At 38.4% G+C, this 12,898-nt stretch carries 9 protein-coding genes; all 9 read left to right on the top strand.

The annotated features are described in order from the left end of the window. Positions 1–308: 308 nt before the first annotated feature. The 9 genes from RAO94_00590 (at position 309) to RAO94_00550 (ending at position 12,897) form a co-directional block, all read left to right on the top strand. The gene (locus tag RAO94_00590; protein ID MDP8320824.1) at positions 309–2,024 is read left to right on the top strand and encodes a hypothetical protein; all 1,716 of its coding nucleotides are present in this window, start codon (positions 309–311) and stop codon (positions 2,022–2,024) included. A 10-nt stretch (positions 2,025–2,034) separates the two neighbouring features. Further along, positions 2,035–3,069, top strand: coding sequence for a T9SS type A sorting domain-containing protein (locus tag RAO94_00585; protein ID MDP8320823.1), 1,035 nt, complete (start codon positions 2,035–2,037; stop codon positions 3,067–3,069). A gap of 13 nt (positions 3,070–3,082) precedes the next feature. Beyond that, the gene (locus RAO94_00580) at positions 3,083–5,449 is read left to right on the top strand and encodes a hypothetical protein (GenBank protein ID MDP8320822.1); all 2,367 of its coding nucleotides are present in this window, start codon (positions 3,083–3,085) and stop codon (positions 5,447–5,449) included. Between the two features lie 46 nt (positions 5,450–5,495). Then, positions 5,496–6,935, top strand: coding sequence for a T9SS type A sorting domain-containing protein (locus RAO94_00575; protein ID MDP8320821.1), 1,440 nt, complete (start codon positions 5,496–5,498; stop codon positions 6,933–6,935). 866 nt (positions 6,936–7,801) lie between these two features. Further along, complete coding sequence (locus RAO94_00570) at positions 7,802–9,382, top strand: tetratricopeptide repeat protein (protein MDP8320820.1); 1,581 nt, start codon at positions 7,802–7,804, stop codon at positions 9,380–9,382. A gap of 58 nt (positions 9,383–9,440) precedes the next feature. Continuing rightward, positions 9,441–10,691 carry an amidohydrolase gene (locus RAO94_00565; protein ID MDP8320819.1) on the top strand — a complete coding sequence of 417 codons (1,251 nt, stop codon included), beginning with the start codon at positions 9,441–9,443 and terminating at the stop codon, positions 10,689–10,691. Positions 10,692–10,783: 92 nt separating this feature from the next. Continuing rightward, the gene (locus tag RAO94_00560) at positions 10,784–11,131 is read left to right on the top strand and encodes a DRTGG domain-containing protein (GenBank protein MDP8320818.1); all 348 of its coding nucleotides are present in this window, start codon (positions 10,784–10,786) and stop codon (positions 11,129–11,131) included. A gap of 1 nt (position 11,132) precedes the next feature. After that, positions 11,133–11,624, top strand: a complete 492-nt coding sequence (locus tag RAO94_00555) for an ATP-binding protein (GenBank protein MDP8320817.1) — start codon at positions 11,133–11,135, stop codon at positions 11,622–11,624. A 19-nt stretch (positions 11,625–11,643) separates the two neighbouring features. Continuing rightward, positions 11,644–12,897 carry a [Fe-Fe] hydrogenase large subunit C-terminal domain-containing protein gene (locus RAO94_00550; protein ID MDP8320816.1) on the top strand — a complete coding sequence of 418 codons (1,254 nt, stop codon included), beginning with the start codon at positions 11,644–11,646 and terminating at the stop codon, positions 12,895–12,897. Position 12,898: the final 1 nt, after the last annotated feature.

The raw sequence follows: 12,898 nt of genomic DNA, 5'->3' as shown, positions 1-12,898 counted from the left end.
TTACAATTTGGGCATTGCTTTTGCTTCATATTTATGCTCCTACATAATAATATATACTTAAATAGTTTACTAATAATTAGTTATGCCCTATTTTAGCAACCAATTTTTGCCCTTTAAACCAACTTTTAGTACTTTGTCCAGCTTTGTCATTGAGAGAGTCGAGGGAAGATTCAGAATCAATAATACGAAATTCCACCCGACAAATTGTGTTTCTATCAGGGTTCTATGGGAAGCTATTTAATGATATTTTTAATTCAGAATCTGTATCATTGCGTTTAAAATTTAATTAACTAAAAAATGGAGGAAAAATGAGAAAAATGATTTTTAAGTTTTTTTTAATGTTGATCTTGATTTCTGCAGGTTTATTAACAGCTGATGGTGTTATCCCTGGGGTTGTTAATCTGGAAATCAAGGACGAAGACAATGCAGCGATTTTATCATCTACAGGTTTAAGTTGTGAAGTATGGTTCAATGATAATTATGCTGGAAAAGTCACTTTAGCTGATGTAAATATAGGATTTACTACAATTGGTGCTCTTGCAGGCATTCTCACGATTGATGCAAAAGCACTTAATCCAAGCTCTGGACCAGGGGATTTCCTGAATATTTGGGTAGGATACCCAACAAACCAGGAAGGCTTTGTCTCTATTCCATTAACAGATGAAAACACCCTGCAATTTGTAGGACCAAATGCATTGATATTAACCAGCGAAATTGAAGAGGAAACATATGGTGATGGTGCACTTACTGGAACCTATATTTACAATGGTTATTCCCGAGATATTAATGATGTTTGCCGGGTTACCGTTGTGTTACCTGCAACCTCGGTTGGAAATATGAAATTGGGTCTTCTTAGTCAAAAGCCTGGCAGTGTACCATCACAAGGAATTGATTTTGGATTTTACTTTGACACAAAAGCTTTAACTACACTTGGTTCTGGCAATATTACTGTTACTGTCAATTGGACAGGAGATATTGGATTATCTGGAACAGTCGCTGATGATCAGGGTTTATATTTAAGTGAAGACGGCATTTACTGGGTCAACACCAAGAATGTAACTTATTCCGGTTTAAGCGTTTACGGTACAGATGAACCCGATTATGATACTTCAGGTCAGGTGTCTTTCGCTATCGACCACATTCCTCATGCAATAGTATTTGGAAATGGAGCAACTGGTACAAGTTCATATACAGAATCAACTCCCCCACGATCTGCTGGATTAACGGCAGCATTCGATAGTGACGATTTGGTTTTGACCTGGAGTGAATCACCACAACCAGGAGTTTCATATGACGTTCAGGCGTTTAGCGGAACATGGTATAATTTAAATATGCCTGGTTCAATAAGCGGTACTACTACCAAATCCTTTACAATTGAAGATGCCGCTACAGGTGACAGCCAGTTTTATCGCACCTATGTAGCAAATAACTCAGAAGGTTCTTCAACTTCACTACCCATGGGATTTGTTAAAAACACATTAGCAGCTGTTGGCTGGAATATGGTAGGTTACTCAATGGGTTCTGAAAGTCAGACAATCGCTAGCCTAAAATCCGATATAGGTAATTCAGCATCTATAAAAATCTGGGATGATTCCAATCAGGTTTGGGAAGTACCCCTTGACTCAAGTACACTCAGCAAAGGTAAAGTATTTCTGGTTGATGTTAATGCATCTTCTACCTGGTATTCTGTGGGAACAGCTTATCCAGCCAGCGGACCTTACAGTTATACCTTAAATTACGCTTCCAGTTCCGGGTACAACACTGTAATATTACCGATCAATAAATCAGCAGATGGAATTGATACTGCGGAGGAACTATATGATGATATCTTTGGTAGTACACGAGGAACAGATTCATATCCGCGTACTATCTCCTGGTATGACCAGTCATCAGGAAAGTACTTAACATATGATAATGGACCGATAACCTCTTCTGGATTCGACAGTGAAGTAAAAGTTGGTTCGCCATTTATTATACATATAGGTTCTGGTGATGATAACACAATTTGGCCAGAGCAGGAATAAGGAGGATATCATGAAAAAATTATTTACTATAATTTTCATTGTCATTTGTTTAGCACTATCCGCTCAAAACAACCCTAAGAATGTTGGAATATATATTTTACCATCGGAAGGAGTCCCAGCTGACGGTACAATTATTTTCACTGCAAGTATTATAAGTGAGGGATATACTCTTTCAGTTGATCAAACCGATGTCGGTTGTGGATATAAAGCCTTAGCAAGCAGAGGATTATGTTATGTGAATATGGCAAGTTTTGTGCATGAAACTTATGACTATGAATGGTCTCAAGGTGATATAATCAACTGGGTGGTTTCTGATAATACAGGTAGAGAAGAATTAGGAAATGTAAATCAGACTCTGGCTACTGGTGATGGAGCCAGCCAGTATGATACTGATTACTGGGGTGGTACATTCCTTCCTGTAACTCTATCCTCATTTACTGCAGTGTACCAGGAGGGAACCCCTGTTCTGCAATGGATTACACAAAGTGAGATCAATAATGCAGGCTGGAATATATATCGTTCTGACTCGGAGGAAATGGCTGAGAGTATGCAAGTTAATCCAGAATTGATCACAGGAGCTGGAACAACCACTGAAACACAATCATATTTCTTCAGAGACGAGATGGAAATAGAACCTGGAAACACTTATCATTACCTGCTGGAAAATGTAGATTATACTGGCAGCAGTGAGAATTATGGTCCTATCAGTATAATGATACCTGTTGATGATGGAGGGCAATCACCAGAAGTGCCAATTATCTACGGGTTATATAATAACTACCCAAATCCTTTTAATCCAGATACAAAAATCTGCTTCGTGCCCGATCAAACTGGTAAAGTTAATCTGAATATATTCAATGTAAAAGGTCAAAAGATCAAAACACTATTTTCAGGAACTATCGCAGAAGCTCAAATTGGTGTATTGCAATCGTATTTTTGGGATGGAACTAATGAACAGGGCAGAAATGTAAGTTCAGGTATTTATTTCTATCGTTATGAATCACCTTTAAAAACTCAAACCAAAAAAATGTTGATGATAAAGTAATTAAGGAGGAAAGATGAGAAAGACTTTAATTTTTTTAGTGTTGTTCTTCACAGTAATTGTATTGTTTGCACAGACAACAAGAGAAGTGAGTAAACCTATTCAAATAACTGATAATGTTCGCTACGAAAGAGGTGGAGATCTTACGTATGGAAATGGCTATTATTGGTTAGTTTATAGTTTATCATATCTAGTTGGAGGTGATGACCCAGATTTTGAAGTATATGGTGCCACAGGAGTTTGTGATCATTCAGACTATAGAATGTATTACAAGAAAGCAACTACCATCCAGGGATTAGCTTCTGCTTTACCTATACAGTTGATGTATGATTCTAATCCTGCATTTGATCAGATATCCAATGGAAATGCCTGGATAGAATATTATGACAATAAAATCTTTATCCTCGGTGCTGAAGTCAATGCGACTTATGGACATAACATGAAACTTTTCTGGACTGATGATGATGGAGACACCTGGAACAAAGTAGATAACATAAGTCCCTATGCACAACAAGGTGATCTAGCAGTTTTCAATGGTGAATTATGGTACACATACTGGTCCACTGTTGAGGTTCCTTCTTCTAATGGTTCCATTCACACAAATAATCCAACTAATCGTCAGTCCTGGTTAGATGCCAGTGATTCAGAATCTGATGATTATAATTTTGAACCGTGGTTTAGTATTTTTGCAACAACTTGCCGTTTTAGTGTAGATAATACTGACCCTAATTCCGCAAACCATCAGCTTTATGTTATTGGGTGTAATTGGACTTCAGGAGCGGAAGGAGTCGTGAGTCTATATGATCCAGATCAAGTTCCTGGTAGTAGATGGTTGACGCCCAATTCTATCGAGTACAATGCCTGGGATCCTGCAATGACAAAGTATAATGATCAATTTATCTACTTGCAAGCTCCTGAGGGTGACACAGGACAACAAAGCTATCAGTATTGTCATGAAACTTCTGTATCTAATCTATCTGCGGCTAATTATACTATGTTTGACGCTTCTGCCTATAATACAGATCCAGATGCTTTTAATGAAAATGTTTGGAACTGTTGCTGGGCTCAGGTCATTATTGATTTATATGGAGCATCCCCTACAGGTAACACTATGGTTATTTATAATAGTGAAAGAAATGATAGCGATCCAATCAACCCAATAAATGCGAATATGTACTTAACCGAAATGAATTGGAATCTGGAAAATAATCATTATACTTTCATTAACACAGCCATAAACGGTAACAAAGTATTCGATGGTTTTTCCTTTGCAGCTGCAGCTGCAGATGATATCATTAATGTAATTTCTGGTACATATACAGAAGATGTGGTAATTGGAGTTGATTTAATTTTGCAGGGCAATGAATCTTCTATAATCGATGGAGATGTTACTGTTACTGGCGATAATGCTACAGTAAATGGTTTTGAAATTACTGGAACTTTGGATTTTCAAGGCTCTGGAATAGTATATGCCAGTTATAATTACTGGGGCAATGTACCAGTGGTTGGTACAGATATAACAGGTGGTGGTGATGTAAGATATATTCCTTATTACACAGATGCAGCGATGACTACTCTTGCACCTGAACTTGCTGTTTCAATTTCAAGAACTGCTACTCAAACAACTCTTACCTGGTCTCCAGTTGGTCTTCATGATTACACGGTATATGGATCAGATGACCCTGATGCTGATTTTCCTGGTAGAGCCTGGGTTGAAATTGCAGTGGTAACTAGCGGAACTGCTTTCACCAGTTCATATCAATTCTATGCTGTTGTTACAGAAGACTGGTATGAAGGAGCTACAATAGTAGGGTATTATGAATATGTGTTAGTACAAGGTTATAATTACATTCCAATTAGTATGGATTATGGTTATGATAATGTTATGGATATGGTTACAGATTTTAGTATTGTAGACGGTCAGGCATTAAGTATTTGGAATGAAATAACACAAACATGGGGATCAGCAGTTTTAACCAGTGGTGTTTGGGATCCCGAATTAGGCATAGGAATCTCTATTGGTGATGTAGTAGTATTCAATACTAGTACAACCCCAGAAACAACTTTATATACCGAATATCCTGCGGGACAACTTCCAGATGATTGGGCATCCTTTGATTTGACAATCACAGGTACAACCGACATGAATCTAATTTATCTTCCTCTTGATATGGCAGATTTAACGACATTGGGTGATGTTGCCGCTTCTATTGGAAGTCAGAATGCTAATACAATCAGTATCTGGGATGAAACAAATCAAGCCTGGATTACTGCTGCTTATATCAGTTATTATGACGCCTGGACTTATAGTTCTACTCCGGTAAGTGTCGGACAGGCAATGATGGTAGGTGCTGTACAAAACTTTACCTGGCCAATTCGATAATGATTATCTGCAAAAAAATGGTAAGCAAAACTAAAAGGAGTTTTTTATGAAAAAGATATTTGCGCTAATCCTTACATTTGCTTTAGCTGCCGGACTTTTTGCAGGTATTCCTCATCCTGTTTTTGTGGAATATGATGCTACGCTGAATGGCGACCCGGTTTACTTTGAAGCTTATTTAGGAACTGATCCAGGGACAGTATTGACTGATTTGTCAGTTGGTTGTGATATCCTGGACGAATATAGTCTGGTTATGGTGGAATGTGGTAATTTCCCTGAATGGGAATTTGCCGATGTTCTTTATATTATAGCAGTTTATTACGTGGACTTAGATTATGTATATGAATGGACTCAAGGCATTCTTAATTATGATAATGTACAGGCATTTACTGGTGATGACGCAGTTTGGTATCCAGGGGTTCCCGGCGGTGATGTAACCCTGCCGGGTGTATTTGCTCAAGGTTGGAATCTCTGGAGCTATAATGTGGATATTGGCAGTCGTGCTGTTGTGGATGTATTTGCACCAATGACTTATCTTACTAAGGTAAAAAGCATCACACAGAGTTATGATCCAGCCCTTGATCCTAATTTCAATACCCTTGTCGACCTTGTTGATGGATATGGCTACTGGGTACAGGTATCTCAGGAAGATGTACTTGATTTTACCGGATCAGCACTGCCGTTGACTACGGTAATTGCACTTGATGCCGGCTGGAATCTGGCAGCATTCCTGCCTCAGGAAGCTGAAGCTCCAGATTATGCCTTTGCTTCACTTATTGGTGATAATCTTACCAAGGTGAAGAGTATCACACAGAGTTATGATCCAGCCCTTGATCCCAATTTCAATACTCTGGAAGAACTTTCACCAGGCAATGGCTATTGGGTACAGCTTACAACCGCCGCTAATTTCATGTATCCAGATCCACCTACAGGTACAAGAAGTGTGGATACAATAGAATACATCTGGACACCTGTGATCTATACCAATAGCACATGCGCCTATGCCAGTCTGGAAGCAGAAGGCCAGGTAGGAGCTTTTGTGAATGGTGAATGCCGTGGTGTGACAAACATTAATGATGGTTGTGTATCACTGGTGATAAATGGAACCGAAGCAGAGACAGCAACATTCAAGCTTTATCAGAATGGTCAGGTAACTGATCTTAATACAGAGATCACTACTGCTCCAGGTGAAGATGTTTTCTTTGATTTCACTACAGATGCACCTGGGATTACTCAGATGCTGAAAGCTTATCCTAATCCCTTCAATCCTGAAACAAAAATTGTTTATCAGACCTCAGAAGCTGGTAATGTAAATATTTCAGTATATAATATCAAGGGACAGAAGGTAGTTGAACTTGTCAATGAACACAAGGAAGCAGGAACATACCCTGTAGATTGGCATGCTGCTGGCCACGCAAGTGGAATTTACTTTGTGAAGATGACTGCAAGTGGAACAGAACAGATTCAGAAGCTTATTCTGATGAAATAAATCTCTCTCCTCTTTACTCAACGAACCGCCCCTCTCCGGGGCGGTTTTTTAGTTTGCGTACCCAGAGCATCCTTGCTCTAGCTAAGGGAAAGGGCTACAGCAAATGTAAAATTGAAAATGTAAAATTAAATGTAAGAATAATTAAGCCGCGAACTAACCGAACAAGCGCGAACAAACTGAATGTAATATAAGATTTAATGAGCAACGAACAAGACTAACAAAACGAACTGAAGAGATATAATTTTATAGCTGTTGGTTTTATATTGATAGCTTTTTTAGTTCGCGATTGTTCGCGTTTGTTCGCTGCTAAATAAGAGAAATAGATTTAACAACTGACTTCACGGACAAATTCTGCGTAACCAGAACATCCCTGCTCTGAATTAAAGAAATGTAATCAGACCAAGATGGTCTGTATACGCAGAAAAGACCAAGACCAGGGATGGTCTTGATACAACGAGTGTGATATAAAAAACTATCTCAAAGCCTGCAAAGCCCGTTCAATAAGAGCAGACTTCTTTTTCTTCTTATCTCTGATTTTTTCTGCCAAAGGTGGAAGGATACCAAAATTCGCATTCATAGGCTGAAAATTCTTAATTTCTGTTCGCAGATGCTTCCATAATTGCCCGCTTATTATATATTTTTTTCGGTTTTCTACTTTTCTAATATACACGGAACAATAATATTTAAGCTGCAAATTCTGGACAGACACGCGGGTCTGCCCCCCAGAGCCTGGTACAAAAGCACAGTAATTTAATTTCGGGGAGATGCGTGATTTGAAATATTTTAAGATAATTGTGAAAAAAGCTTGTCTTGAGAGATGTATTAAAAAAAATAGAAACTAATAGTTTATCGAAAATGGAGGTAAAATGAGAAAGAGTATTATATTGTTACTTAGCCTGTTTCTGGCATTTACGATTTTTGCAGAACCAATAAAAGTGGCTTTAGGCAGTATTGAAAAAAAAGACCGTGATAGTGATTATATTGTAAACCGATTAATAAGGAGTGATTTCAAGGAATTATTTAAAGCAGATGAAAAATATGAATTGATGGACATTAAAAAGACAGCAAAATCTATTAAATCAGAAAGCTCCAAAGAATTTATTTATTTAAAAAAAGAAGAAAAACTTGATATTGCCAGAAAGATCGGTGCGGAAATTATCATGTGGGGTGATGTAACATCCTCAGGAAATAATAATTACCGTTTATCCATCAATATTCTTTCTACAAAAACCGATGAATTTATAAATACTGTATTTACAGTAACTAAAAGCACTGATGAACGACTGGCAACCATGAAAGAAAATATATTTTGTGAGCTTGATAATTCCTGTCAGGGTTCCTTTGAAATGATCATGGATATTGCCATGCAGCAATATTCTACTCATAATTTTGAGCAGGCAGCAGAATCATTCCTGGCAGTTCTGGGCTCAGACCCCAAAAATGTTCAGGCATTTTATTATCTGGGTGCTATCAGTTATATTGAGCGTAATTACGAAAATTCCGTTGAATATTTCCAGCAGGCACATGAGCTGGATCCCACAAATGATGATATTCTGAATCAGTTAAGCATTGTCTATACAAAAATGGAGATGTATGAAGAATCTGTGGCAGCTCTTGAACAAATGAGTGATTATGCAGAAAATCCTAAAATAGGTATGCGAATAGCAGAGCTTTATCGTGATATAGAATATTACGACCTGGCACAGGAAGCATATGAAATTGTAATTGCACTCACAGATACCATGGATATGGCATATCAGGAACTTGGTAATCTGCTCTTTGATCTGGAGTATTATGAAGAGGCTCTCCCCTATCTGGAAGATGCTTCATCCCGTTTTCCTGATGATGATGCTTTAAATAAAAAACTGGCTACCACCTATAAAAAAACAGGCAAGATCGAAAGTGCAATCAAACAGTATAATGATCTTATCGCTTCTAACCCTGATAATTTAAAGGCATATTACAATCTCGTGAATGCCTATACCTCAATCAATGATTATCAAAAAGCTCTGGATACTGCTCTAAAACTGGAGAAAAAAGATTCTGAAAATCCTAATGCATATATTATGCTGGCAAACAGTTACAGCTCCCTTAAGATGTACAATGACGCAGAAAAAGCTGCAAAGAAAGTCTTGGAATTGTCTCCCAAGGATTATCAGGCATTCCGTATTTTAAGTGAAATTTATCAGGGAAGAGGATATGTTAAATATGAGAAGTATCTGGATTATGATGAAAAAACAAAAGACCTATATGGTACTGAAGCAGACGAAATGATCGAAAAAAGAGACACTGCCAAGCAGGAAGCGTATGACTTATTCACTACAAGCATAGAATATCTCAAACAGGCAAAAGGTCTTACCAGTCAACCAAGTGAACTTGGCTATATCACTGAGCGTGAAAAAACCTTGAAACAGCTTCTGGAAGCTACTAAGAAGTCGTTTTTCTAAATAGAATGGAACTTATTTATCCTGCCTTCGGGCAGGATTTTTTTTTGGAGGTAATATTATGAAGAGAATACTGATCAAAGACGTAAATTTAGATGGAATTACCCAGGATATACTGATAGAAGGAAATCTGATTGCGGGAACTGGTACAAATCTAAGCCAGGAAGATGCTGTAATAATAAATGGAAAGGGCAAAGCAGCCCTTCCGGCGTTTTATAACATGCACACTCACTCTGCGATGGAGATTTTGCGTGGTTATGCAGATGATATGGCACTAATGCCCTGGCTGCAGGACAAGATATGGCCTGTTGAAGGCAAAATGACGGAAGAAGATGTTTACTGGGGAACCAAATTTGCCTGTCTGGAAATGATCAAATCCGGGACTGTGCTGGCGAATGACATGTACTGGCACTGGCATGGAGAAGCCAGGGCAGCACAGGAAATGGGTATCAGGATGATAAATGGCTGCACTGTGATTGATCTGCTGGATGACCGGAAACTACCCCAAATCCAGGATGAAATAGAGAAAACCTTTGAGAACAGTCATAAATATGGTGACCTGGTAAAATTCAGTCTTGCACCACATGCCATCTATACTGTAAGTGAAAAGACCCTGATCTGGACAGCAGAATTTGCCCGGAAGCATGGTCTTAATATTCACACTCATGTTGCGGAAACTGAGCATGAATTTAATGAATGCCAAAAAAAGCATGGTCTTACCCCCCTGGGATATCTTGATAAAATTGGCGTTCTTGACTCTAATGTGTTTGCTGCTCATATGGTATGGCTGTCTGATCAGGATTTTGAGATAGTAAAAAAGCGTAATATTAAAGTTATCCATTGCCCGGTAAGCAATATGAAACTGGGATCAGGAATATTCAGGTTCCAGGATTACCAGAAACACAATATCCCTATATGTGTTGCAACTGATGGATGTTCTTCAAATAACAATCTGGATATGTTTGAAGAGATGAAATTTGCTGCTTTATTACCTAAAATATCCACCAGAAATCCTGAAATTGCCTCTGCAGATGAAATCTATAAAACTACTACTTTGAATCCGGCAAAAAGCCTTGGTATGCCAGCTGGAGAAATTAAAAGTGGTAACCTGGCAGATATTATCCTGATTGATCTGGAAAACATTAACCTGATACCAAATCATAATCTCATTTCAAACCTTGTATATTCTGCCCACGGTGACTGCGTTCATACTACGATCTGTAACGGCAGAATTTTGATGCAAAATCGTAAAATTGAAGGTGAAGAAGAGATTATCAGTAATTTTAATCGAGTTGTGAAATCTTTAATATAAATTAGCGAACAATTTGCTTGACCTGAGATTACCCAATCAAATTAATTGCCCGAATTTATTAAATTGGTTAAAATCCATGACAGGAAAAGAATATGAAATTAGGAGATATAGTTAAGGCTTTAGAAGCCGAAGTGTTGACCGAAAACACTGACCTTGATACTGAAATATCCTGCGCTTTTGCCAGTGATCTTATCAGTGATATTTTAATGTGCTCCAAAGAGCCCACCTTATTATTATCAGGATTAACGAATCCGCAAATAATCCGACTATCAGATATGATAGAGCTTTTCGGTATTGTATTTGTACGAGGTAAAAGACCCTCCCCAGAGATCATCCAAATGGCTGATGACCGGGAACTTCCCTTGATCTCAACCAGGTTTACCATGTTCAAAACCAGCGGTATTCTATTTAATAACGGGCTGCGAAGCTGTAAGATATAATATGGCAGAATACTGGTATATTCGACAGGAGTATGAAGAAAGGACACATCAGCATTTTGATGATCTGCCTGAACCCGTGATCACCTTGGATTTTACGCTGGGAGAGCGCGATTTCGTTAATGCCGGCAATGCTTCATCACAGATCAAGATGGCTTTAAAGCGTTTGGGAGTTGATAGTGCTATCTTAAGACGAATTGCAATAGCTTCATATGAAGCGGAGATCAATGAAACTGCTCATGCCAAAGGTGGAGACATCACTGGAAATATCTATCCTGAATATGTACTGATCAAGTTCTATGATAAAGGACCCGGTATCGAAGATATCGAGCAATCGATGATCCCTGGTTTCAGTACTGCAGATGATCAGGTAAGAGAAATGGGATTTGGTGCAGGTCTGGGTTTACCAAATATCAAAAAAAACGTTGATGTCTTACATATCGATTCAGTTGCCGGAGGTCGCACTCTGGTAGAAATTATTGTCTTTTTTAGTTAATAAATTTCAGGTAATGAATATGGAGAATGATAAAAAATATTTTCATGCCCTACAGGTAAAGACACAAAAGTGTGTTGCGTGTATGAAGTGTGTTCGCGTATGCCCTACAAAGGCACTGCGTATTCGTGAAGGAAAGGTGCAGCTTGATGATACACGCTGCATTGATTGCGGCAGATGTATCACTGCCTGTAAATATGGAGCTTTAATCCCCTGGTCAGATACCATGGAAATCACAAAAAACAAGAAATACAAAGTTGCAATTCTATCCACAGCATTTGCTGGTCAATTTTCTGATAAAGTAGGTTATCCCACAGCAAAAAAAGCCATTTATCACTTAGGCTTTGATGAAGTGCTGGAAGAATCAATGATAACTGAGCAATATAGCTGGATGATCCGTAAATATTTGAAGGAATATCCTCAGACAAGACCTGTTTTATCAAGTAATTGCCCTGCAGTAGTTCGACTTATACAAGTAAGATTCCCCTCATTACTGCCCAATCTTCTGCATTTGGAATCACCAATGAGCGTTCTGGCGGTGTATTATCGTCAAAAGCTGGTGAATGAAAAGAATATCCCTGATGATGATATTGGGATCTATCAGATTGTCCCCTGCATTTCTCAGGTCACTGCAGTTCATCAACCTGAAGGTAATATTGCTGATATTGAAAACGGAGCCATCTCTATCCAGGAAGTCTTTGGTCATGCCCTGGAAGTATTACCGGAAGCTGCCAGTGATGAGCGCGAAATTGATGTATATACAAAAGGATTGAGCTTATCAGTTTCCCGAATGGAAGCTTCTGAAAATGATGATGGCAATATTCGGACTCTTGCTGTATCCGGCATTTCAAATGTTATTGAGATTTTACTTAAAATTGAGAACCAGCAGATAGACCCCTATGACTTCATAGTTTTTCACAGTTGCATTGGCGGGTGTGTTGGTGGAGTGCTCAATATTGAAAATCCCTTTATCGCTGCCAGTCGTATCAGGCACATTATCAGTAAGGGAAAAGACACAAAATTTGAAGATAAACGAATCAGTGAGATGTTTGATAACGGTGATTTTGATGTTACTCCCTTAGCAGGCAGATCGATAATGAAACTGAGCAGTGACATTAAAACTGCTCTGGAAAAGATGAAAAGAATTCATCAGATAAATGCAACTTTACCTGGACTTGACTGCTCTGCCTGCGGTTCACCAACCTGTTTAACACTGGCTGAAGATATTGTGGAAGGCAAAGCAACTTTGGAAGATTGCATTGTTTTGTTAAGATAAA

The sequence above is a fragment of the Candidatus Stygibacter australis genome, assembly GCA_030765845.1.
GTDB lineage: Bacteria > Cloacimonadota > Cloacimonadia > Cloacimonadales > TCS61 > Stygibacter > Stygibacter australis.
The sequence above is the reverse complement of the archived record's forward strand: the minus strand, read 5'-3'. Positions and strand labels throughout refer to the sequence as shown.

Excerpts from the sequence above, each read along its gene's own strand:
- RAO94_00590 (MDP8320824.1), top strand. The coding sequence starts at position 309 with ATGAGAAAAATGATTTTTAAGTTTTTTTTAATGTTGATCTTGATTTCT.
- RAO94_00585 (MDP8320823.1), top strand. The coding sequence starts at position 2,035 with ATGAAAAAATTATTTACTATAATTTTCATTGTCATTTGTTTAGCACTA.
- RAO94_00580 (MDP8320822.1), top strand. The coding sequence starts at position 3,083 with ATGAGAAAGACTTTAATTTTTTTAGTGTTGTTCTTCACAGTAATTGTA.
- RAO94_00575 (MDP8320821.1), top strand. The coding sequence starts at position 5,496 with ATGAAAAAGATATTTGCGCTAATCCTTACATTTGCTTTAGCTGCCGGA.
- RAO94_00570 (MDP8320820.1), top strand. The coding sequence starts at position 7,802 with ATGAGAAAGAGTATTATATTGTTACTTAGCCTGTTTCTGGCATTTACG.
- RAO94_00565 (MDP8320819.1), top strand. The coding sequence starts at position 9,441 with ATGAAGAGAATACTGATCAAAGACGTAAATTTAGATGGAATTACCCAG.
- RAO94_00560 (MDP8320818.1), top strand. The coding sequence starts at position 10,784 with ATGAAATTAGGAGATATAGTTAAGGCTTTAGAAGCCGAAGTGTTGACC.
- RAO94_00555 (MDP8320817.1), top strand. The coding sequence starts at position 11,133 with ATGGCAGAATACTGGTATATTCGACAGGAGTATGAAGAAAGGACACAT.
- RAO94_00550 (MDP8320816.1), top strand. The coding sequence starts at position 11,644 with ATGGAGAATGATAAAAAATATTTTCATGCCCTACAGGTAAAGACACAA.